We start from the raw sequence: 24,047 nt of genomic DNA on the forward strand, positions 1-24,047 counted from the left end.
TATCCAAATCCAACTTAGAGAGCATCTCTATAGTTTCAGAAAGGAACGGATGTATTTGAATATACAGCAATTAAAGTATTTAGACCATATTGAAAAAACCGGATCGATTAACCGCGCAGCTGAGTTGTTATTTGTATCCCCTTCAACCATATCAGTCTCACTTAAAGAACTCGAGGCTGAAGTCGGTCAACAATTATTTACCCGTTCAAGTAGCGGAATGACCACAACACATGAAGGGCATGAATTTATAACTCAAGCTCGACAAGTCTTAAGCCAACTTGATGTCATGCGCGATTTGTTTGTTAATAATGAGTCGGAACGTCAATTCTTTTCTGTCTCAAGTCAGCATTATGACTTCGCATCAGAAGCTTTCAGCAAATTTATTAATAAACATCCAGGTGAACGCTTTGTCTATCGCTTCTTTGAAGTAGATACCTATTCAGTCATTAAAAATGTTTCGCAAAATGTTAGTGAAATTGGCTTCGTATACTTAAGTGAATTTAACCGCCGAATGTTAACTCGCTTATTCGAACAAGAAAATCTACAATTCCATGTGATGTGGGAATTCCAGCCTCATGTCTTTATTCGAAAAGACCATCCTTTAACTGAATTTGAAAGTATAAAATATAAGGACTTAATGGATTATCCTGCGATCACATTCGAACAAACAGAGCATCAAAACGACTTCTTAACTGAACATCCCTTAGAAGTTCAAGCAAATGATCAGAAGGTTGTTGTAAGTGACCGGATGAGTGCAATTAATATCATTACGGGGTCAAATGCTTATTTAACAGGTTCGGGCATTATGACAAACCGCATTACTGATGATTATGTTACGTCAATTCCTTTAGAAAGCTCGGAAAGTCACCATATTTGCTGGATTGCTCCGAAAAATCAGGAATTGTCAACGAATGCGCAAAATTATTTGAAGATAGCTGATCAAATACTATGTAAACGTGTTAAAAACTTGGAAAGTGTTCATTCACCAGATAATTATACAATTTAATCGGTTAAACTAACCATTCACACAAATTAACCACCTCCATTAAACGGTTTAAACACGTCTAGTGAAGGTGGTTATTTCTACTTAATCAGTTTCATCGACGGTTCCAAAAGTATCTAATGGCCAAAATCTGAATAATATTTCAGCATTAATTGATTCTTCAGGAATCGGTCCAAACTCTGTACTATCGAATGAATGATTTCGGTTATCTCCCATAACAAAGTATTCCCCTTCAGGAATTGTTAATGGAGCAAAATCAATGGTGTTCGTATTATTCTGAAGAGTTTCTTCCGATAAGTAAGTTTCTGATAATGGTTCGTCGTTAATATAAATCACATCATCTTGAGATGAAATTGTATCTCCAGGTAAGCCAATCACACGTTTAATGTATTGCTTTCCTTCCTCAGTCGGCGAATCAAGTATCACGATATCAAATCGATCCACATTGAAGATATTCGCACCGAATAATTGATCACCGTGTGCTAAAGTATAATTCATCGAAGGTCCATCGACTTCAAAGGGTGTAAACACAAATAATCTTAGTAAAACCATTCCAACGATGAGTAATAAAAATAAGCCATTCTCTTTAAAAAAACGTTTAATACTGTTCATGATAATCTCCTAGCAAATAACATAATAAGAATATTATACATCCCATATAAATACTTAACAACCTTTGGGCCTAAAGCTAAAGATTTCTTAAAAAATATGGAGGCGGCACGCTGAATCATCAGTGTGTCGCCTCCATTTATAATGTTATGATGCTGTTGGTTCGCCAACACGTTTAATTTTACCTTGTTGGATATAAACAGAAAGGATCGCAATATCTGCTGGGTTTACCCCACTCACACGACTTGCTTGTCCTAAAGTGCTTGGATTGATTAGTTTTAATCGTTCTCTTGCTTCATTTGCTAGGTTCCCAATTGCATCCCAATCAATGTCTTCTGGAATTTGTTTTTCTTCCATAGCACTCATTTTTTCTACTTTTCGAACAGCTTTATTAATATAACCTTCGTATTTAATTTGAATTTCAACTTGTTCACCGACTTGACGGTTCAATGGTCCTTCTTCGCGAGGAATTAATGTCACTAAGTCAAAGTAACGAATTTCTGGTCGTTTTAATAAGTCGCTTGCTAAGATACCATCTTTTAATAAGGCTGATCCAACGCGTTCGAATAAATCAACTAAACCTTCTGTATGTGGTGTTAGGCGGATTTTGCTTAGGCGTTCTAACTCTTGATCAACGAGTGCTTGTTTTGTTTTGAAAGCTTCATAATGGTCTTCAGATACTAAACCAATCTCGTGTCCAATCTCAGTTAAACGCATATCAGCATTATCATGACGTAATAATAATCGATATTCCGCACGTGACGTAAGTAAACGGTATGGCTCTGTTGTCCCTTTTGTTACTAAGTCATCAATCATCACGCCGATATAAGCTTCGTTACGTTTTAAGATGAGTGGGTCTTTTCCTTGGACTTTACGTGCTGCGTTAATACCAGCCATAATTCCTTGACCTGCTGCTTCTTCATAACCACTTGTTCCGTTCATTTGACCTGCAGTAAATAAACCAGGTAATGATTTTACTTCAAGTGATAAGTCTAATTGATGCGGTATAACGACATCATATTCAATCGCATAGCCTGGACGCATCAATTTCGCATTTTCCATACCTTTTACCGTACGTAACATCTCAACTTGAACTTCCTCTGGCAAGGATGTTGAAAGGCCTTGAACGTACATTTCTTTCGTGTTTGCGCCTTCTGGTTCAATGAATATTTGGTGACGTGGTTTGTCACTGAATCGAACGATTTTATCTTCGATAGATGGACAATATCGAGCACCAACACCTTCTACCGTTCCACTAAACATTGGTGCACGGTGTAGGTTTGCTTGAATAATTTCGTGTGTTTGAGCATTCGTATGCGTTAACCAACACGAAACACTTTCTTCTTTAAAGTCTTCGTCGGGAGTTAAAAATGAGAAATGATTCGGCATTGTATCACCTGGTTGTTCAACTGTATCATCAAACGTTACTGAATCAGCGTGAATTCTTGGTGGTGTTCCTGTTTTGAATCTAGCTAATTCAACACCTAATTCCAGTAAGTTCTCAGATAATTTGATCGAAGGTAATGTATTATTTGGCCCAGATGAATAATCTAAATCACCAATAATAATTTTACCACGTGAAGATGTTCCAGCTGTTAATACAACAGCGTCAGCTAAGTACTTAGCACCTGAGTTTGTAATAACACCTTTTACTTGGCCATCTTCGACATATAATTCTTCAACCATTCCTTGTTTAAGTGTTAGGTTTTCTTCTTCTTCAAGAACTTGACGCATGTTTTTTGCATAGGTTTCTTTATCTGCTTGGGCACGTAAAGCTTGTACTGCTGGGCCTTTACTTGTATTTAATAAACGCATTTGAATGTAGTTTCTATCGATATTACGTCCCATTTCGCCACCAAGTGCGTCGATTTCTCGAACAACTACCCCTTTAGCTGGCCCACCAATGGATGGATTACACGGCATAAACGCAATCATTTCTAAGCTTAATGTTAATAAAAGTGTTTTTGATCCCATACGGGCTGCTGCTAAAGCAGCTTCTGATCCAGCATGTCCTGCTCCAACAACAATAACATCATATTGTCCTGCTTCATATATTTGCATAAATAACTCCTTTCTAGTCTTTCTTCTCTTCTTTAAATTCAACGGTATGTTCGGTTAATTCGCCATTTGTATCATAAGTAAATTTTGCTGAGAAATAGGGTGTCTGTTTCACTAACCAATCTAAGTAAATGTAATCCCCTTCCCAAGTCGGTTTTGCCATGACTTGGTCATAAGGAACCCATTCCAGTGTTCCTTCATCGCATTCTTCAAACAGTTCACCTTCGAACTCAGTCACGACATAGACAAAACTATACCAATCTTCACCATCATGTTTGAAATCTGGAAACGTAATAAATCCTCTTAAATCCAGTTTAGTAGCTGTTAAGCCTGTCTCTTCTTTAATTTCACGGATGGCGCATTCTTCAGGTGTTTCACCTGCTTCAAATTTACCACCGACACTAATCCATTTTCCTTCATGAATGTCATTCGGCTTTTTATTACGATGTAGCAGTAAAATCTCTGATCCATTATCAAGATAACAAATAGTTGATAGTTTTGTCATGATTTTGTCGTCCTCTCTACCTTTACTTACCTAAACAGAATTGGCTGAATAATTTATTTAATAGTTCGTCTTGGACAGAATCTCCGGTAATCTCACCAAGTAAATCCCAAGCACGTGTAAAGTCCATCTGAATTAAATCAACAGGCAACATCATCTCAGTTGACTCAAGGACTTCATCCAGTGAGCTAATTGCTTGGCGTAGTAATTGTGTATGTCGTGTGTTCAGTAAGTAGTTCACGTCACCAGACTTGATTTCACCACTAAAGAATCTTTGTTCAATTTGAGTTTCTAACTCATCAATCCCAGATTCTTCAAGCATCGATGTTGCGATTAAATCAGCATCTTGAATGTAAGGTTCTAAGTCAGCGTGAGTTAATTTAGGCTCTAAATCTTGTTTATTTAATAAAATAATACGATTTTGATCCTTAGTTAATTCTAGGAGTTCAATGTCTACTTCTTGTAAGGCTTGCGCTTGGTTTAAGATTAGAATCACTAACTCTGCTTCTTCCATAACTTTACGACTACGCTCTACACCAATTCGTTCAACGACTTCATCAGTTTGGCGAATTCCAGCTGTATCGATAAGTCGAAGTGGTACACCACGAACGTTAACGTATTCTTCAATCGTATCACGCGTTGTTCCTTCAATATCAGTTACAATTGCCTTTTCTAAACCGGTTAATCGGTTTAATAAACTTGATTTACCAACGTTTGGACGTCCGATAATCGCAGTATTAATTCCATCACGGAATAAACGGCCGTGTTGCGCTTGATGTAAGATTTTTTGTATTTGTTCCTTCACATGTACGGCTGTTTCATTCAGTTGCTTCAATGACATCTCTTCGACATCATCGTATTCTGGATAGTCAATTGTTACTTCCACTTGTGCGAGTGTGTCTAACATTTCCTGACGTAATGAACGTATTTTAGTTGAAAGACTTCCTTGTAATTGGTTCATTGACGCATCCATCGCTTTATCCGTCTTCGCTTGGATTAAATCCATCACTGCTTCTGCCTGTGATAAGTCAATACGACCATTTAAAAATGCACGCTTCGAAAATTCTCCTGGCTCAGCCAATCTCGCACCATTCGCTAAGACTACTTCAAGTACTCTTTGAATGGCCATAATCCCACCATGTGAGTTGATTTCAACACTATCTTCCGTTGTATAAGATCTTGGTGCCTTCAATACACTCACCATCACCTCATCAATGACTTTTCCTGTTTCAGGGTCAATGATATGGCCATAGTTAATTGTATGCGAATCGACGTTATTTAAGTTCTTACCTTTGAAGATTTTACTCGCAATCTCAATTGCTTCATCTCCACTCAATCTCACAATGCCAATCGCACTTTCTCCCAGTGCTGTAGCAATAGCTGCAATGATATCTGTTGTATACATTGAATGACTCCTTTCTAATTTTGCTCACAAAAAAAATGCCTAAACTCCCCCTATATGCATGATTTCTCCATGTTGATATACGGTTCGTAAGCACTTTGACTGCTACTACATTCAATTTCTTTAGCATTATACAAGATTCATTTGAATATTGCAAATAGTTTTGATAGGTTGGGGTGAGAAATTTTAACTTTTTTGTATTGCCCCCCTACTCGCACCTGAATATCATTTACCTTCCTATCAGTAGCGTGATAGAATAGGGTTGATTAAAGAAGAGGTGAGTTTTATGAATAAGTTTGAATATATATACCTAGATATTGAAAACAAAATAAAAGAAAACATTTATCCAGTGGGGTCTTTACTTCCAGGTGAAACTTCACTCGCAACAGAGTATAATGTTTCTCGTGAGACGATTCGTAAAGCGCAACGGATGTTATCAGATAATGGATTTATCTTTAAAAAACAAGGACACGGGTCCATTGTTTTAGATTATCGACGTTTCGCTTTGCCAATTAGTGGTTTAGTGAGTTATAAAGAATTAAGTGAGGAAAATAATCTCGCCAGTACGACACAAGTTATTAAAAATGATATTATTCCTGTTCCAGATTTTATATTAAATGATGTAAAAATGAATTCCAAAGAGAAGTTTATTCACTTAATTCGAACACGCTCAATTGCTGGCGAAGTCGTGATTATCGATGAAGATTATATTCGTCAAAGTATCGTGTCTGAAATACCAAACCAAGTAGCAGAAGATTCCATCTATCAATACTTTGAAGGCGATCTTGGTCTAGAAATCGGCTTCGCATCGAAAGAATTTATCGGTGAACCCGCCGATGATTTAGATATTAAATACTTAAAAATTAAACCAGAAGACTACACAATCACAGTGAGGAGCCAAGTATTTCTAAAGGACGCGACGTTTTTTCAATATACGATTTCACGTCACCGAATTGACCGCTTTCGTTTTCAAGAGTTCGCTCCGCGTCATAATCGGTTTATAAATCCGTGATATAATGAATGAATATCGCTTAAAGGAGTTAATGAATGCAAAATAATCAAAATTTGAAGTGGGGTCTAATTATCCTCATTGTAATAGGCTTTACTTTTATTTTATACCTTAATTACGACAGTAATGGAGAAGCGCCAAGTAAAACATCTACTCAAGAAGTGTCGTCTCAACCCAATCAATCTAGTGAAGAAACGATTGCAAACTCTAGTGAAGCGAGTTCTCAAACGGATGAATCAGAGCAAGAGAGTGAAAGTGACGTGGAAAGGACACTAGATGTAGATACAACCAACCAAAGTAATCGTGTTGCGGTTGTTCCAAGCCAAAGTAGTGAAGAAAGTGAGTCTTCTACTGAAAATAGTTCAGACGAAGAAAGCACGGAGGAAGACGAAGTAAGTATCGAAATATCCGTGAGCAGTTCCGAGAGCGAAAGCCAAGAAGAGGACGAGACAAGTGAATCTGATTCCGAAGCAATCGTCGCATCATCTGAAAGTAGTTCTGAAGATGAAAGCCAAGAAGAAGACGAGACGAATGAATCAAAATCCGAATCAAGCATCGCATCATCTGAAAGCAGTTCTCAAGATGAAAGCCAAGAAGACGAATCGACAGAAAGTTCTTCAGAATCTGAGCTTACATTTGACGACATCTATCAAACTGATTTGATGGACGAAAATGGAATTGAACCTTTAGACTTAGACGCCTATAAAAATATGGCTGATGTCATAGACCAAACACTTACTGAGTTTAACGTCAACTCTTCTGAAATTAGTTTAGCTTATTATAACTTCCACAATGAGGAACATTACTATCTGAACGAGAATGAATTATTTACTGCAGCGAGTATAACGAAAGTTCCACTGTCTGCCTTATATATTGATTTAATCAACTCAGGTGAGTATCAATTAGATAGTGAACTTGATTACAGTGAAGCATTATTTGAAGCCGGGACTGGAAACATTACAAACGGTCCTTTGGAAAACAGTTATAGGATAGAGGAACTGATTACAGAAGCAATCACTCATTCAGATAATACTGCAATGAATATACTTAAAGCCGAGTACGATAAAGAATTCGGTAATTTCCGCGAAGATATTTTAACGTTTGCTGGAATTGATGAGAAACCAGAAGACTTCTTAAACAATAATCTAAGTTCAGCTTATATTACTGAGCAAGTATTAATTAAAATTGCTCAAGATGAATCCTACAGTGACTTGATTAACTTAATGTTTGAAACAAGTCCGGCCCAATTGTTCACGTCATATGTTAATAATGAGATGATGGCGAATAAATTTGGTCGCTATGAGCAAGCAGTTAACGATAGTGGAATCTATTATGAAAATAATCAGCCCCAGTACGCTTTAGTCGTTCTTTCCGATAATATTAATCAAGCTGATCAATTTCTAGAAGTAATGAACTTACGAGTGAATCAATGGTTTAGAGCACATAATTAATGCAAATAAAAGTGGGTTTGGAAAATTTCCAAACCCACTTTTTTAATAGAGTAATTCAAGCAAAATAATTGTTGAAGCTAGCAAACCCATAATAGCTCGAATCGTATTCCAGCGAGTCCACTCACTAACAAATTCTTGCCAACTGGTCTCATTCGCCTCATTCTTCAGTCGATTGTTCCAGGGAACATTTTTCACAATGGTTTCTAAAAAGCTTCCGATAATATGTAGTAAACTACCCAGCCCAAACAAGGTAGAATTTATATTCATCAAAACCATGCGACCGCTAGTAAAGGAGATCCAAAGAACAACAGGAAAAACAGACTGTTCTGTATTAAATTATTGATTCGATTCATTATTCGAATACCAATACGAGCATCCTCTTCCTGCTTTAACACAGGCAGAATAGTATTAGAAAAAGTAAAATACAATCCATTGATCGTTGTGTTAAATTGAGTAAACATAATAACGGTTATGTTAGACCTCATTTGCTACTACCCACTGTTAAAGTGATTCTGAACCGGTTGTTGTTTGACTTTCATCTGTAGTTGCAGATTCATCCATTGACGAAGCGTTCAATGTTGACTCACTTGATTCAACTGAAGCATCGACTGTCTCTAAAGGAGTCGTTATTGTACTCACTTGATAGATACCATTCGTAGGGTATTCAAGCGTATCTGGTAACATACCACTATTATTCACTGTTAAACGTACTTGATCCGTATTAAAGAAATTCCCTAATGTCGTTACAATTGAAGCAATCACTGCTTGTTCTGAAGCTTCATGACTATTCAATACAGCTACTACCCCAGGTGAGAAGTCAATGATGACAACTCCTTCATCTAAAGTGACCGATTGGACTGTAATCGTATCATCTAAAATTCCCATCTCTTTAAACATACTATCAAAAGCACTTGCGAAATTCCCGTTCGTTTGCCACGAGAATGCTGCTTGCCCAGGCTCAACCATCGCATCATCCGTTGTCGGCAACATCACTTCAACATTATTGATAATACGGTTCTCATGATAGATGGCTTGTGCTTGCCATACTTGCGTCACCGTACCTGCTTCGTCTGCTTCGACGGTCGCTACGACACCTTCATTTTGTGCATAATATTCGACTAAAGTACCTGATTCAAGTGTTGAAGTAACTTCAATCACATTCTCTAACTCCAGATCTCTTATCGTTGCTTGGCTATAGATCGCAGTAATCTCACTTGTTGTCGTTGCATCACGTTGCCAACTTGTACCAACTTGCAGGGGTGCTTGTAGCAAGAGCTCAGATTCCTGAGTCGCTTGGTTAGCCATCCCTTTTAGATGGTTCACATATGGATTCATTTCTGAACTTTCTTCTAGGCGAGTGATTTGTGAATTTCCCCAACTAAAGATATTCACGATGGGCGCTTGATCTGTTATACGTGTTTCCACTTGCATCATGTTCAATGTTTGGTCCACGAAGTCAGGGTAGTCTACACGTGACGTCTCCCCATTACTATATTGCTTAATTTGATACATAACGTTTGGTAAGTAATCTTCAATATTTAACTGAACGGTCTCTTCTAAAGCGACCCAATCACTCGTATCGAAGCTTGTTAGGATCTGACTGTTACTTGCTTCATCAGGTTCTTGGCTTTGAGTGTCCTCACCTTCTGCACTTTCATCTTCTGTTTGGTTGCCTTCTAGACTTTGACGTTTCTCTTCAATAATACTTTGGTTCTCTTCGCTTAAGGTAATCATTGGTTCACTTGCACATCCGACGAGCAAGAAAGCGAGTGAGCTTAAAATAAGTTGTTTTAATTTCATAAGTATTCACATTCGTCTCCTCAAAATATTAATTTCATTATAGCATAGTCTTCTTCGTTGAGTAGAGTGTTGTGAGGAATTTACTAGATAATTTTATAGTAATAAAGTTTATATTCATTTATTAACATATTCGTTTGTAAAAATCTCATACTTAAGCTAGAATTGTTAGGTTATTAAAATTATTAGGAGGCTATCATATGGTTAAAATTGGTATTATTACAGGTAGTACACGTAACTCACGTGTTAATTTACAAGTGGCAGAATGGATTTTAGAATTTGCAAAAGCGCATAATAATAACGCAGAATTCGAATTAGTGGATATTAAAGAGTTTGATCTTCCACGCTTTGACGAGGTTATTCCTCCTATTGCAACAGATGATCGTCCAAATCCTAACGTTAAGAGATGGTCTGATAAAGTGAAAGAATTAGATGGCTTTATCTTTGTTACACCAGAATACAATAAAGCTGTAACGGGTGGCTTAAAAGATGCGATTGATTACTTAGCAAGTGAATTCTTCCACAAAGCAGCTGGAATTGTGTCATACGGTGGACAATTAGGAATTAGCGCAAGTGTGATGATGCGTCCAATGTTAGGTAACTTAAAAGTTGCTGTTGTTGGTCCTCAAGTAACATTCAGTATGAACACCGACTTCGAACAAATGAGCACGTTTAAACCTGCTGATTACCATACAGATTCGATAAATAATATGTTAAACGATGTTGTTAGCTGGTCAGAAGCTTTACAAACAGTACGTAATAAATAATTATATAGAAAAAGCTGTCTAACTCTAAGTTAACAGCTTTTTTTGTGCAATAAAAAAACAGAACTCTTAGAAGTTCTGTGGTAGATGGATAACGATATTTGTATAAAATATGAGAGGTTTGGGGGGCTTCTAATATTTGAACAGACTCGTTATCGATATATCTGTTATAAGGGAATGTTTCCTTAAGGAAAAGTATATGCTGTTTATTCTGAGACACATTGGCTATGTCTCATTATGAATATGATAACACCCTTCATAACTATTTGCAACAGTTTTAATTTAAAAAATATCAATAAAAATATGCTTTCATTAAGTTTCCAAAGAATAAACTATAACAGTTATAATAAAAAATGAAACAGCTTATTATCTGTAGTAATAAACATAAAATAAGAGCGAATCAACCTATGACAGTGATTCACTCTTACCTCATAAATTTATTTATCTTTTATTTGATCTGTTTGATCGATTTCTCTAACAATGCGCGCAGGCGAACCCATAACTAATGAATTAGCTGGAATATCACGTGTCACAACACTTCCAGCTCCAATCACACACCCGTCACCAATTTCTACTCCTGGCATAACTGCAACATGGGCACCAATCCAAACATTATTTCCGACGACAATCGGTGAAGCTTTCTCAAGCCCAATATTACGACTTGGATAATCCAATGGATGAGCAGCTGTATAGAAACCAGTGTTAGGACCGATAAAGACATTATTTCCAATTGTAATGCCACCACCATCCATGAAGTAAACATTACTATTAACAAATACGTCATGCCCTAATTGGGTAAGTGACCCATAATCACAGGTTAATGGACTTGAGATTCCTACGTTGTCTAACTTTTGTTGAAATAATCTTTCCTGAATATCTTGTCGTTTTTCTTCTTCTAAAGGTGAGGTTTGATTTAATTGAAAACACAAGGCTTGTGCTTTTCTTCTTTCTTCGATAAGTTCTTGGTCATAATTTGCATCATACCATTCACCATTTAACATTTTTTCACGTTCTGTCATAGATTCCCTCCTCACTTTTGTCTATTATTTTATTAAAAATGCCACTGTTTCGTAGGCGTTCAACGTGATTGAATCAGACATTTCTTCTAATGTGCCATTACCAATTAGTTTCTTAGCCGATAGGCCTTTGAATTCATCTGGTAAAGTCACTGTAACTTCACCTGGATAGAAATGACTGAAGACTAATAACTTCTCATCTTCTAATTCACGCACATAAGCCATTACTTCTGGATGATCTAATAATAACCCACGGTAAGTCCCATCACTTATCACATCGTATTCACGACGTAGCTTAATTAATTCTTGATAATATGAAAAGATTTGACCATTCGCTAATTCATTAGTGGCATTTACTTCTTTATAATTCGGTGCGACATTTAACCAAGGATTGCCCGTTGTAAAGCCTGCGTGATCACTGTCATCCCATTGAACTGGTGTACGACCATTATCACGTGATTTCGCTTGAATAATTTCAAGAGCTTCCGCTTCTGAGACACCTTTGTCTAAGAGAATTTGGTAATTGTTATGAGTTTCGATATCATTGTATTCTTCAATCGACGTATAATTAGGATTGGTCATTCCAATTTCTTCACCTTGATAAATATATGGTGTTCCTCGTAAGAATTGAATGGTTTGAGCTAACATTGTCGCTGTTTCAAACGGATAGTTCTCAACATCGCCAAAACGACTATTCGCACGCGGTTGGTCATGATTACTTAAGAATAACGCATTCCATCCGTCACCATCTGACATTCCAGTTTGCCATTCATCTAAAATTCGTTTTAATTCCAAGAAATCAAAGTCTGGATTGCTCCATTTTTCTCCATTTTCATAATCCACTTTTAGATGATGGAAATTAAATATCATACTTAACTCTTCTTCAGCCGGATTCGTGTAACGAACACCATTGGGTATGTTTGTCGATGACATTTCCCCGACAGTGACAATATCTTCACGTGTCCCAAAAGAGGCTTTATTTAATTCTTTTACCCACTGATGAACGATTGGTGTATCGGTATACAATGACTTTTCTTGAGCTGAACCTGGTTCTTCACTATCAACAAAAGGTAATTCTTTCCCAATCACATTGAGTACATCAAATCGGAAGCCTTTGACCCCTTTATCTAACCAAAAGTTTAAGACTTTCTGCAATTCTTCACGCACATTTGGATTGTACCAATTTAAATCTGCTTGGTGCACGTCATATAAGTGTAAATAATATAAATCAGTATCGCCGAATTTCTCCCAAGCCGGTCCACCAAATTTAGAATCCCAATTGGTTGGCAACGATCCGTCTTCTTTAGCTGGTTCTAAGTAGAAGAAATCTTGATAATATTGATCCCCTGCTAAAGCTTTTTGGAACCACTCATGTTCCGTTGATACATGGTTAAATACCATATCCATCATTAAATCAATCCCACGCTTTTGAAGCTCTTCCATTAACTCATCGAAGTCTTCCATTGTCCCATAATCTGGATTGATTCCCGTATAATCACTCACATCATAACCATTGTCATATTGCGGTGAAGGATAGAATGGACTTGACCAAATCATATCAATACCAAGCTCTTTTAAGTAATCTAATCTTTTTATTATTCCTTGTAAATCTCCATAACCATCACCTGTTGTATCTTGAAATGATTTTGGATAGATTTGATACATTACACGTTTTGATAATTTCATTCTTAAGTTCCTCCTGTAATAAAAGAGCAGCAAGTTAGGATTAACTTGCTGCTTCTATTGTAAATATAAACTTGCTTATGCTTTCTTCTCTGATTTGTTGTTAAAGAATGGGATATCGAAGTTTAATCCAGCATCCTGTAAGAAACCAACTTTATTAAAGACAAGTGTTAGAACAAATGGCACCACTAATGCTACTGCCATCGCAATCCAGAACCACATTTGTGAATCGATATGAATAACTAGGAAACCAGGTAATCCACCAACACCAATCGCATTCGATTGAACGTTAAATGTTGTTGAAATAAAGCCGGCAATTCCTGATCCTAACATCGCTGCAATAAATGGATAAATATATTTCAATGTTACCCCAAACATCGCTGGCTCTGTAACACCTAAGAATGATGATACTGCTGATGGAATCGTAATTTGAGACTCATCTGCGTCTTTACGCGTTAACCACCATACACCCATTACAGCTGAACCTTGAGCAATATTAGATAAAGCAATCATTGGCCACAGACCTGTTGTACCAGTATCTGCGATTAATTGTGAATCGATCGCATTTGACATGTGATGCAAGCCAGTAATAACTAATGGAGAGTAGAGTGCTCCGAATAAGAAACCGAATAATGATTTTAATGGTCCTGATAATCCAGCCAGAACAATTGTTGAAATTCCGTCACCAATCCACCAACCAATTGGTCCAAGCACCGTATGTGCAAGAATGACTGCTGGTAATAGTGATAGAAATGGAACAAAAATCATTGATACCATTTCTGGAACGACACGACGCCAGAATTTTTCTAAGTAACCTAATGACAGACCCGCTAACATCGCTGGTACAACTTGTGCTTGGTAACCAATCATATCTAATTGAACAAAACCAAAGTCCCATTGTGGTACTTCACCTGTAGCTAATGCATCTGCTGCTCCATAGGCATTCAGTAATTGAGGTGATACTAATGTAAGTCCTAGTACAATACCTAGAATCTGTGTTGTACCCATCTTACGTGTCACTGCCCAAGTAATACCTACCGGTAAGAAGTGGAATATTGCCTCACCCGGTAACCATAAGAAATGATTAATCCCGTTCCAGAATACAGATGATTCTGCAATTGTTTGTCCGCCTAAACCTTCCCACGCAACACCTTCTAAAATATTACGGAAACCTAAGATAAGTCCCCCTACGATAATAGCTGGAATAATCGGTGCGAAAATTTCAGCTAAGAACGTCATTGCTCTTTGCCACCATGATTGGTTTGTTTCTGATGCTTGTTTTACATCTGCTTTTGAAGCTTCTGATACGCCAGAAATCGCCGCAAAGTCTTTATAAAATTCTGACACGTTATTACCAATAATGACTTGAAATTGACCTGCTTGCGTAAAACTTCCTTTTACAGATGGTATAGCCTCAATTGCTTGAATATCCGCTTCACTTGGATCTTTTAACGCGAAACGCATACGTGTCGCACAGTGCGTTGCAGCATTAATATTATCGGATCCACCAATATGCTCCAATAAGGCTTTAGCATCTTTTTCAAAATTTGCCATGTTCATCCTCCTTTTACTTGTCTATACAACTTGTTTACACCTTATATTATATAATGAAAGCGTTTAATAAGCAATGCTTTTGTCTCGCTATATGAATTAATTTTAATATTATATTTTATATTTAAAAGATTTTACTGTTATATCAAGCTTTACACAAAAAAATCTTCCAACAAATTAATGTTGAAAGATGTTTAATTAGTGTTTTAATTGAATAGCTTCTTCGATTTTATTAGTAATGATACTACTTATATTTAAATCTAATAATATTTGAATGTGCTTTGGCTCATTTACCGTATAAGCGTTAATTTTAATTCCTTGTTCCTGACACTCATTCATAATTTCTGGTGTATGCAAAAGTGATACATAAGCAGGATGGTAATATTCTACTTGATGTGCCTGACAGTATGCACCAGGATCTAATATATTTGCCACCGTTAAGAAGCCACATCTTAAAGAGATATCTAATTCTTTTACTTCTTTAATCGTATTATGATTAAATGACGAGAAAATCACGCGATCTTCAAGTTCTCTTTCTTTAACTAATTCAATGGCTTTTACAACAATGCCCTTATATTCTACGATGGAAGTTTTAAATTCAATATTCACCATGAGTTCTGTCGTTTTTAACCAATTTAAAAATTCATCTAAAGTAGGAATTTTGATATTGTCTTCGGTCTCATCCTCTAAATCATACATATTATTACGGAATTCAAATTCGCGTAATTCAGCCAATGTATAATCTCGAATGAAGCCTTTTCCATTGGATGTTCGATCAATTTCCTCATCATGACAGATAACAATTTTGCTGTCTTTCGTTAATTGAATATCTAATTCAATTCCATCTGCACCATACTCATATGCCTTTTCAAAGGCGAGCATCGTATTCTCTGGATATTTCCCGCTATAGCCTCTATGTGCAATAATCATACTCATATATTAAAAAACTCCTTCCAAAGATCGTGGGGTTAAAATAGCTCGCTTATTACTCTTATCAAATAACATGACTTTTGTTAAATCCATCGTAAGTGGAATATCTGCTCCTAATGGTATCATCCGTGGTGGATTAAAACGTGCCGCACTTTCACGAGCCGTTGCTTGTAAGTCAAAGTAGACAAAGGTATCTGAACCAACTTGTTCGACGTTTTTGGCCTTGGCTATTATGACATTGCTCTCTTCTAGATTGTCAGCATAATTGATATTTTCAGGGCGAATCCCTAATAATACATCTTGTCCCGTCGCTTCAACCGTTAGTCGATCAACAATTTCATGTGGTAAACGAATTTTATTTTCTACTGTTCGGAAATAAATAATATCATTTTCTTTGATTATTTTACCATGAATCATATTCATTTGTGGACTACCGATAAACTCAGCAACGAAAACATTAACTGGATTATAGTAAAGATTTGCTGGCGTATCAAATTGTTCTACATTTCCAACACTCATGACTGCAATACGCGTCCCCATTGTCATGGCTTCAGTTTGATCATGCGTTACATAGACGAAAGTTGTTTCTAATTTACGGTGTAAACTCACAATCTCAGAACGCATTGTCACACGTAATTTAGCGTCTAAGTTAGATAAAGGCTCATCTAATAAGAATACTTTAGGATTTCTTACCATCGCACGTCCTAAAGCCACACGTTGACGTTGTCCGCCTGATAAGGCGCTGGTTTTTTGTCTAGTAGGTCTGTTAATTGCAAGATACTCGCAACTTCATCTACTCGTTTATAACGGTCTGTTTTATTAACCCCTGCCATTCGCATAGCGAATGCAACATTATCGCGAACAGTCATATGTGGGTAAAGTGCATAGGATTGGAATACCATTGCGATATCACGTTCTTTTGGTGGGATATTATTGACTAATGTATCACCAATATACATTTCACCTTCTGATATTCCTTCAAGTCCTGCAATCATACGTAACGTCGTAGATTTTCCACATCCTGAAGGTCCTACTAATACAATAAACTCTTTATCTTCAATATCTAAATCAATGTTTTTAACAGCTTTATAGCTATCCTCATAAACTTTTGCTACTTTTTTTAATTGTAATTTTGCCATATTATTTCCTTCTCCTTAACATTGGAATTAACCTTTAACTGCCCCTGAAGTCAAGCCTTTAACCATATTACGTTGACCTACAATGAATATCACTAAACTTGGAATCATACAGATCACAACACCTGCAACCATTAGAACTAATGATTGTGAATCCACACTATTTAGCATACTAATACCAATTTGAACTGTTCGGTTCGAATCATCATTCGTCACTAATAACGGCCACATATACATGTTCCATCCCGCTAGGAATGATTGAACTGCCATAGCACCAATTGTTGGTTTAATTAATGGTAAGACCATTGAAAAAGCAAATCGGAAGTCACTACAGCCATCTATTTTAGCTGACTCATAAATCTCATATGGGAAGTTTTCTAGTGCTTGCACACATAAGAATATATTGAAGGCTGAAACAATAAAAGGAATTATCAATACAGTGATTGAATCAGTTAATCCCCAGCCTGAAACCATTAAAAATTGTGAAATAATAACGGCTTCTCCAGGAATCATCATTGTCGATAAGATGAGGCCATAGATAATGCCTTTCCCCTTAAAATTCAAAAATCTAAAAGCAAAGGCTGCTAAGATTGAAGTTGTTATCTGCAATAAAGTAATTGAAACAGCTACAATTAGCGAGTTCATAATATAGCGACCGATGGGTGCAATATCAAATACATCAACAAAGTTTGTTAATGTTGGGTTTTGAGGGAATAACACACTATTCGGATCATATAATTCACCTGATGGTTTTATCGCCATTAAAAATGCATAAATTAATGGGAACATAATAATTAACCAGGCAATAACATTTAATACGATTAAGGCAAATCTCCCTAATTTTCGGCGTCGAATATATCTTTTATCAGTAGCATTTATTGGTGCTTGCATTAGCTATTTGCCCCCTTTCTAAATTTGAACATAATCACTGTAAGTATCATTACAATAATGAATAATACAACAGACTCCGCTGAAGCAAATCCATAACGGTAATTCATAAAAGCATTTCGGTAGATATCGTAAACAATTACGTTCGTAGATTGTCCTGGACCACCTTTTGTTAAGATATTAATCTGCCCGAAACCTTGGAAAGCATTAATGACATTCGTCACAATAACGAAGAATAACGTTGGCTTTAAAGAAGGGAGTGTGATGAATATAAATTTCTGAAAACCATTCGCTCCATCAATTGACCCACTTTCATATAATGATTCATCAATACTTGCTAAACCTGAACTGAAATAAAGAAAATTCATTCCACTGTTTAACCAACCAGTTAGAATACCTACTGCGAGAAGAGCATAGTCTGGATTCGCTAAATAGTTAGTAAATGTACCAAATAAACGGTTAACAATACCTACGGTTGGATTTAGCATCACTTGAAAAATCATCGCCATTCCTGCAGATGCTATTGCCATAGGCATTGCATAACTTGCACTGAAAAATTTAATGCCTGGGAATGTTTTCTGACACAATAGAGCAGTTAAGAACCCAATAACTACTCCAACACCTACAACAATTAATACAAAGTTTAACGTTACCAGCACACTATTCCAGAAACTACTACTAGTTAATAACTCTTGATAGTTACCTAAACCAAGAAACTTTGCATTCTCCCCTAAATTATTCGTTAGGAATAAACTTCTATAAAGCGTCTGAATGAATGGCCAAAACATGAACACACCTAAAACTATGATAGCAGGTAATAAATAGCCATAACCTTTTATTCGATCAAATAAAGAGCGCTCTTCTTTAATGATTTTTGCTTGTTCCATACTTGTCTCCTTGTCTTTCTTTTCTAAAAAATAAAAGCTGGGTATACGACGTCAACAGTATATTCCCAACCTTTAAATTTATGTTAATGATTAAATGTACTTCTATAAAATTACAATAGGATACAACCACTTCTTAGTTTTTAAACTAAGATTAAGTAATTGTCTCCTATTGAATCGTTCTTATATTAAAGAATATTATTGGTTAGCTGCGTTGTAGTTTTCAATTGCTGCGTTTACTTGATCAGCCATCGATTGAGTTGCTCCAGCTGCGTCTGTTGAACCATTTAATAAGTTTTCTAATTCATTCTCATAAATTTGACGTGCTTCTTGGTTCACACCAGATAATGCTCCTTGAGATTCAGTAGTTGACTCATGTAATTGGTCAATCGCTGTTTGGAATTGCGGGAACTCAGCTAAGTTATCTAAGAATACTTGCTCTTCGTGAGTTGCTGTTGTGATTGGGAAGTATCCTGTATCACGGTTCCATTTCGCTTGTGATTCTGGTGAAATTAAGAATTCAATGAATTCCCAAGTTGCTTGTTTCTTAGCGTCGTCAACAGATTCGATCATCCATAATGAAGCTCCACCGATTGAAACGCCACCTTGGTCATCTTCGTCAACACCTGGGAAGTAAGCAGTACCTACTTCAAAACGTCCGTCAACTTCTGTTAAGATTTGACGTAAACTTGCAGTAGAACCAATTGTAATTGCTGATTGTCCAGCTACGAATTCAGGTTGTCCACCTGTACGTCCTACGTTAGGGATTGCTCCGGCTTCCATACCTTCTAACCATTTAGAGATAGTTTTTTCCATTGCTCCGTTTTCAACGAATACAGTTTCAGTTGGCGCGCCTTCACGTCCATTACCGTTGTCATAGATATCTTCTTCTTGTTTAGAGAACCATTGTTCTAAATACCAACCGTAGATTTGTAGAGAGATTGGCATTGCTGCTCCAGCTTCTTGTAATTGTGGTGAAATTTCAATGATTTCTGCTAAAGAACTAGGTGCTTCTTCAATACCTGCTGCTTCAAAAATGTCAGCGTTATAATACATTATTGGAGTTGAAGAGTTGAATGGCATAGAGTTTAATTGACCATCAATTGTATAGTATGCAGCTAAGTTAGGTTCGATTTGAGAGATATCATAACCACTTGAATCAATGAATTCTTGAACTGGAACAGTTAAACCTGAATCAATCATGAATGTTGTTCCTAATTCGAATACTTGTACAATATCTGCCCCTACTTCAGAACCTGAAGCAGATGAGCGTAATTTTGTTAACGTCTCATCATAAGTTCCTTGATATTGTGCATTAACAATAATACCATCTTGAGATTCATTGAATTCATCAACTAATCTTTGTAATGCTTCACCAGCATTACCACCCATTCCATGCCAGAAAACTAATTCAACAGGCTCCTGAGCATAAACACCTGTTGCAGTTAATCCTAAGTTACCCACAAATAATATGGCTAAAATAATAAATGTAAAAACTTTTTTAATTGTATTCAAGATACAATTCCTCCTTATAATTAATTTTAGAAACGCAACAACCCTGCATTCATTTCCGACTTTTATCATATAAAGTGGATATTAATTTAACGTAAATATTATGTAAAGATTGGTCTTTCTATGTAAAGTTTATGTAAATTTAATGTTAAGGCATCTTATTGTATCGAACTTTATAATAACTATTCCTTCATATCCAACTAGCTCTAATTTTGGTATAATCGATTCAACAGTAAAAATGGAGGCTTTTAAGATGAATCTATTATTTTCAATTTCTGATAATTTTACGGAACCACTCCTTACTACCTTATTTTCCATTAGAAATAATACAAAAGAAGAATCGTATGTTGTCTATGTACTTCAAAAAGAAGAATTAAAAGATAACAAGTTAATTCATAAATTTTGTCAGCAACTCCAAATGGAATATAAGCCTATTATTATCGGAAAGAATATATTCCAAAACGCTCCCGCTAGTGAAAGATGGCCCGAATCAATCTATTATAGATTGCTAGCCCATGAATTTCTTCCTTCAGATCTTGATAAGATTCTATATTTAGATGCTGATGTTTTGTGTATTAATGATTTATCCTTGTTATATAATCAAAATATTAATGATTATCTCTATGCAGCGTCTAGCCATACTCGTTTAGAAGTAACGGATACTATAAACCGTCTACGCTTAGGTAATCGTGAATTGAAAAGCTATTTTAATTCCGGTGTTCTACTGATGAATTTAGCTTTGATTCGACAAAAAGTGAAAAGTGAAACCATCTATAATTTCATAATGGAAAATCATGACTTCTTGCTTATGCCCGATCAAGATGTACTAAATGGTCTATATGGAGACCAAGTCTTACCTCTACCTGATGAATTATATAATTTTGATTCAAGATTACCTTTTCTTTATGAAATAATGAGTCAAAAAGAGATTTCCTATGATTGGATTATGGATAATACCGTTATCTTACACTTTTGTGGTAAAAATAAACCTTGGAATGAAAGTGAACGAAGTAAATTCTCTGTACTTTACAAGCATTACTACTCTCAAATGAAGCGTGTAACTAATAAAATCACCTCCAAATAAAAAAGCTAGGACCGAAGTCCTAGCTTTTTTGTGTGAATTCACTTATTTATATTCTACTACTAAATAACGATTTGGTTCTTTACCTTCTGAGTGTGTTTTAATTCGATCAATTCTTGCTAAATGTGCGTGAATTTGCTTACGTTCATATGCTGGTAAAGGATCTAAGATTACGGTTTGTTTCGTCTCTAATACTTCATCTGCCGTTCGTTGAGCAATTTGTCTCAGGACATTTGCGCGACGATTACGGTAATCACCCACATTCAATAGAATAGATGTGCGGCGACGGTATAAGCTTTGGAAGTAAGTTTGCGATAAAATCTGAAGGGAATTAATGATTTTACCATGCTTACCAATAACTAAGCCTGATTTATCCGTTTCAATATTAAACATCACTTGTGAACGTGATATTTCAAACTCCACATCAGCTTGCGCACCGTAGGATTGAATCACTTCTTGAATGTAGACTGCCACTTTCTGACTTGCTTCTTCAATTGTGAATGTCTCTTGTTGGTCGTCTTCATCTGATTTTGATTCAGTTCCTGCTTCAGCTTTTACTTCTTTTTCAGCTTCTACAGAAGGTTTTGGTTGAGGTTTTTTCACTTCTTTTTTAACTGGTTCTTCAGTCACAGTTTCTTCAACCGCTTTTGCTTCAACCACTTCTGATTTTGGAGCAACTTTTTCTTTAGGTTGTTCTTTCACTTCAGTGATTTTAATATCTTCGTCAACTTCAACAACCATCGGTTCGGCTTCAACGGGAGTCTCTGTTGTATCTGATTTTACTTTTTGCTCTTCTTCCAATTGTTCAGTAATTTCTGATAATGATAACTCATTTTTCGCTGTTACTTCAACAATGGCATCTTGCTTACCAAAACCAAATAATCCTTTTTTACCTTCACTAATAACATGAATTTCTGCTTCAGAACGTGAGATGTTCAGTTCGGCTAATCCTTTTTCGATTGCTTTATCAACCGTCTCAGCTCTAACAGTTGTACTGTGTTCTAACATCGTATCTTCCTTTCGAGACTTCTATTTCTTTTTACTAGTGGCACGTCGTAATTGACGTTTTAATTCTCGTTGTTTTTCTTTTTCAGCTTCTGCTTTTGCTTCACGCTCAGCAATAATCTTGTATGGATTATTAAAGATAAATGTTTGAGCTAGTGTAAAGGCATTTGAAATTACCCAGTATAAAGCAATGGCACTTGGTAGTGTGAAACCAATTAATAAGATCATTAATGGTGAAACAAATGTCATACTTTTCGTCATAGTATTTTGCACAGGATTACTCTTCATTGAGAAGTAAGTTGTTGCAAATGTTAATAGAGCAGCAATGACAGGTAAGACAAAGTATGGGTCAGGTTGTCCTAAGTTCATCCATAAGAAGTTACTTTGACGTAATTCTTCTGTTCTTAAGATTGCTTGATAAAGTGCCATCATTACTGGTAGTTGAATTAACATTGGTAAACATCCAGCAAATTGATTTACACCGCGGTCTTGCATTAAAGCTTGTTGCTCTTCTTGCATTGCTTCCATTGAAGCACGGTCTTTGTTAGGATATTTAGCTTTAATTGCATCTAATTCCGGTTGCAGCTCTTGTGTTTTGCGCTGTGTTTTAATTTGCATTTGGAATAATGGTAGTAATAATGCACGAATAATTATCGTAAAGACTGCAATACCTAAAGGATAGCTACCACCAAATAAATTAGATAACCATAGAATCAGTTGAGATAAATTATAAATAATATAACGATCCCATAAACCAGTACTTTCAGCATTGACTGCCTCTTGTGTGGAACCACATGCTGTCAGAAAAACTACAAAACCTAGTAATACTAAGACTTTGAGCCATTTATTATATTTTTTCATTGATGCCTCCTACTTTTTATTTATTATTGGATTCTTTTTATCAAGAATCCCCGCTATATTCATAACGTGAATAATCGAACTTTTTACTTCGTGGAAAGTCTTTGTTTGAATATCTTTTCGTGCGATCAAAAGAAAATCGATATCTGATTGTATCGCAGGCTCTAATTCTAACAAAGCTTGTCGAATGTAGCGCTTAACTTGATTTCTTTCAACCGCATTCCCAATCTTCTTACCAACCGATAATCCGACACGAAAATGTGCTTGTTCAGGTTTCGGATAAACATAAAGCACTAACTGCCGATTGGCTACGGATTCCCCTTCACGAAATGCCCGTTGAAACTCATATTCTTTTTTTACACGATATTCTTTTCTCACAAACTTCCCTCATTCATCTAAATTCTTGACATTCACTGTCTTTCATTATAGCGAATTTTCTACTAAAAGAAAAACGGTTTCTGTCGTTTCAACTATATTAATACAAAAAAAACAAGCATTCATCTAATCCAACGATCTTTTCGCGAAATTAGATGAATGCTTGCAATAAATATCATTATTATTATGCTGATATTTTCTTACGTCCTTTTAGACGACGTCTTTTTAAAACATTACGGCCGTTTTTAGTACTCATTCTCTTACGGAATCCATGTACTCTACTACGTTTACGTTTCTTTGGTTGATAAGTTCTTTTTGTCATGGTATACACCTCCTAAATGCAATATGTGTACAATACTCAAATATTTTATAGAAGTAAGGGAAGATTGTCAAGTTATTAATTAATTATTTTTTCAAATAAATTCTATCTGCTTTTATTTTACGTTATACATTTTAACATACACAATGAAACTTATAAACAAACTTATCCACAACTCATTTCACCTTGTGCATAAGTTAAAATGTATATTTTT

General features: G+C 36.0%; 21 protein-coding genes and 2 pseudogenes. 5 read left to right on the forward strand and 18 right to left on the reverse strand.

Annotation, left to right across the window (positions count from 1 at the left end):
• The first annotated feature begins 55 nt into the window (after positions 1-55).
• Positions 56-1,006, forward strand: coding sequence for a LysR family transcriptional regulator (locus ACEN3Z_RS04710; RefSeq protein WP_407089847.1), 951 nt, complete (start codon positions 56-58; stop codon positions 1,004-1,006).
• Positions 1,007-1,087: 81 nt separating this feature from the next.
• Here ACEN3Z_RS04710 and lepB read toward each other — a convergent pair whose 3' ends face one another.
• The 4 genes from lepB to mnmE all read right to left on the reverse strand — a co-directional run bounded on the left by lepB (position 1,088) and on the right by mnmE (position 5,577).
• Positions 1,088-1,615 (reverse strand): signal peptidase I, encoded by a 528-nt coding sequence (lepB, locus tag ACEN3Z_RS04715; protein ID WP_407089848.1) that lies wholly within the window; start codon positions 1,613-1,615, stop codon positions 1,088-1,090.
• Positions 1,616-1,759: 144 nt separating this feature from the next.
• On the reverse strand, positions 1,760-3,673 hold the full coding sequence (gene mnmG / locus ACEN3Z_RS04720; protein ID WP_407089850.1) for a tRNA uridine-5-carboxymethylaminomethyl(34) synthesis enzyme MnmG: 1,914 nt from the start codon (positions 3,671-3,673) through the stop codon (positions 1,760-1,762).
• A gap of 13 nt (positions 3,674-3,686) precedes the next feature.
• Positions 3,687-4,175 carry an 8-oxo-dGTP diphosphatase gene (locus ACEN3Z_RS04725; protein WP_338486886.1) on the reverse strand — a complete coding sequence of 163 codons (489 nt, stop codon included), beginning with the start codon at positions 4,173-4,175 and terminating at the stop codon, positions 3,687-3,689.
• Between the two features lie 22 nt (positions 4,176-4,197).
• Positions 4,198-5,577 (reverse strand): tRNA uridine-5-carboxymethylaminomethyl(34) synthesis GTPase MnmE, encoded by a 1,380-nt coding sequence (gene mnmE, locus ACEN3Z_RS04730; RefSeq protein WP_407089851.1) that lies wholly within the window; start codon positions 5,575-5,577, stop codon positions 4,198-4,200.
• A 283-nt stretch (positions 5,578-5,860) separates the two neighbouring features.
• Between mnmE and treR the strand changes: the two genes are divergently transcribed.
• Complete coding sequence (treR, locus tag ACEN3Z_RS04735) at positions 5,861-6,586, forward strand: trehalose operon repressor (RefSeq protein ID WP_407089852.1); 726 nt, start codon at positions 5,861-5,863, stop codon at positions 6,584-6,586.
• 35 nt (positions 6,587-6,621) lie between these two features.
• Positions 6,622-8,034, forward strand: a complete 1,413-nt coding sequence (locus ACEN3Z_RS04740) for a serine hydrolase (protein WP_407089853.1) — start codon at positions 6,622-6,624, stop codon at positions 8,032-8,034.
• A gap of 42 nt (positions 8,035-8,076) precedes the next feature.
• Here ACEN3Z_RS04740 and ACEN3Z_RS04745 read toward each other — a convergent pair.
• Both ACEN3Z_RS04745 and ACEN3Z_RS04750 read right to left on the reverse strand, forming a co-directional pair.
• Positions 8,077-8,355: pseudogene (locus tag ACEN3Z_RS04745) on the reverse strand (anthrone oxygenase family protein); the annotation flags it as partial.
• Between the two features lie 180 nt (positions 8,356-8,535).
• Complete coding sequence (locus ACEN3Z_RS04750) at positions 8,536-9,834, reverse strand: GerMN domain-containing protein (RefSeq protein WP_407089854.1); 1,299 nt, start codon at positions 9,832-9,834, stop codon at positions 8,536-8,538.
• A 197-nt stretch (positions 9,835-10,031) separates the two neighbouring features.
• On the opposite strand from ACEN3Z_RS04750, the gene ACEN3Z_RS04755 reads away from it, so the two are divergent.
• Positions 10,032-10,598, forward strand: coding sequence for an NADPH-dependent FMN reductase (locus tag ACEN3Z_RS04755; protein ID WP_138403784.1), 567 nt, complete (start codon positions 10,032-10,034; stop codon positions 10,596-10,598).
• A gap of 434 nt (positions 10,599-11,032) precedes the next feature.
• On the opposite strand, the gene ACEN3Z_RS04760 is transcribed toward ACEN3Z_RS04755, so the two are convergent.
• The 8 genes and pseudogenes from ACEN3Z_RS04760 to ACEN3Z_RS04795 form a co-directional block, all read right to left on the reverse strand.
• Positions 11,033-11,614, reverse strand: coding sequence for a sugar O-acetyltransferase (locus ACEN3Z_RS04760; RefSeq protein WP_407089855.1), 582 nt, complete (start codon positions 11,612-11,614; stop codon positions 11,033-11,035).
• A gap of 24 nt (positions 11,615-11,638) precedes the next feature.
• Entirely contained in the window at positions 11,639-13,297 is a 1,659-nt protein-coding gene (gene treC, locus ACEN3Z_RS04765; RefSeq protein WP_407089856.1) for an alpha,alpha-phosphotrehalase, read from the reverse strand.
• A gap of 75 nt (positions 13,298-13,372) precedes the next feature.
• The gene (treP, locus tag ACEN3Z_RS04770; RefSeq protein ID WP_407089857.1) at positions 13,373-14,848 is read right to left on the reverse strand and encodes a PTS system trehalose-specific EIIBC component; all 1,476 of its coding nucleotides are present in this window, start codon (positions 14,846-14,848) and stop codon (positions 13,373-13,375) included.
• Between the two features lie 195 nt (positions 14,849-15,043).
• Positions 15,044-15,781, reverse strand: coding sequence for a glycerophosphodiester phosphodiesterase (locus tag ACEN3Z_RS04775; protein WP_407089858.1), 738 nt, complete (start codon positions 15,779-15,781; stop codon positions 15,044-15,046).
• Between the two features lie 3 nt (positions 15,782-15,784).
• A pseudogene (locus ACEN3Z_RS04780) lies at positions 15,785-16,914 on the reverse strand (ABC transporter ATP-binding protein).
• A 27-nt stretch (positions 16,915-16,941) separates the two neighbouring features.
• Positions 16,942-17,802, reverse strand: coding sequence for a carbohydrate ABC transporter permease (locus ACEN3Z_RS04785; protein ID WP_407089859.1), 861 nt, complete (start codon positions 17,800-17,802; stop codon positions 16,942-16,944).
• Positions 17,802-18,686, reverse strand: coding sequence for a carbohydrate ABC transporter permease (locus tag ACEN3Z_RS04790; protein ID WP_138403773.1), 885 nt, complete (start codon positions 18,684-18,686; stop codon positions 17,802-17,804). Before ACEN3Z_RS04790 ends, ACEN3Z_RS04785 begins: the two co-directional genes overlap by 1 nt.
• A gap of 195 nt (positions 18,687-18,881) precedes the next feature.
• Positions 18,882-20,198 (reverse strand): ABC transporter substrate-binding protein, encoded by a 1,317-nt coding sequence (locus ACEN3Z_RS04795; protein ID WP_407089860.1) that lies wholly within the window; start codon positions 20,196-20,198, stop codon positions 18,882-18,884.
• A 235-nt stretch (positions 20,199-20,433) separates the two neighbouring features.
• Here ACEN3Z_RS04795 and ACEN3Z_RS04800 point away from each other — a divergent pair, with 235 nt between their 5' ends.
• Positions 20,434-21,279, forward strand: coding sequence for a glycosyltransferase family 8 protein (locus tag ACEN3Z_RS04800; RefSeq protein WP_407089861.1), 846 nt, complete (start codon positions 20,434-20,436; stop codon positions 21,277-21,279).
• Between the two features lie 42 nt (positions 21,280-21,321).
• Here ACEN3Z_RS04800 and jag read toward each other — a convergent pair whose 3' ends face one another.
• The 4 genes from jag to rpmH form a co-directional block, all read right to left on the reverse strand.
• Entirely contained in the window at positions 21,322-22,284 is a 963-nt protein-coding gene (gene jag, locus ACEN3Z_RS04805) for an RNA-binding cell elongation regulator Jag/EloR (RefSeq protein ID WP_407089862.1), read from the reverse strand.
• Positions 22,285-22,305: 21 nt separating this feature from the next.
• Positions 22,306-23,142 carry a membrane protein insertase YidC gene (yidC, locus tag ACEN3Z_RS04810; RefSeq protein ID WP_407089864.1) on the reverse strand — a complete coding sequence of 279 codons (837 nt, stop codon included), beginning with the start codon at positions 23,140-23,142 and terminating at the stop codon, positions 22,306-22,308.
• Positions 23,143-23,151: 9 nt separating this feature from the next.
• Positions 23,152-23,517, reverse strand: a complete 366-nt coding sequence (gene rnpA, locus ACEN3Z_RS04815) for a ribonuclease P protein component (RefSeq protein WP_218930368.1) — start codon at positions 23,515-23,517, stop codon at positions 23,152-23,154.
• 181 nt (positions 23,518-23,698) lie between these two features.
• Positions 23,699-23,836, reverse strand: a complete 138-nt coding sequence (rpmH, locus tag ACEN3Z_RS04820; RefSeq protein WP_138403767.1) for a 50S ribosomal protein L34 — start codon at positions 23,834-23,836, stop codon at positions 23,699-23,701.
• Positions 23,837-24,047 lie beyond the last annotated feature (211 nt).

Source organism: Ruoffia sp. FAM 26254 (genome assembly GCF_045528545.1).
GTDB classification, from domain to species: domain Bacteria; phylum Bacillota; class Bacilli; order Lactobacillales; family Aerococcaceae; genus Ruoffia; species Ruoffia halotolerans.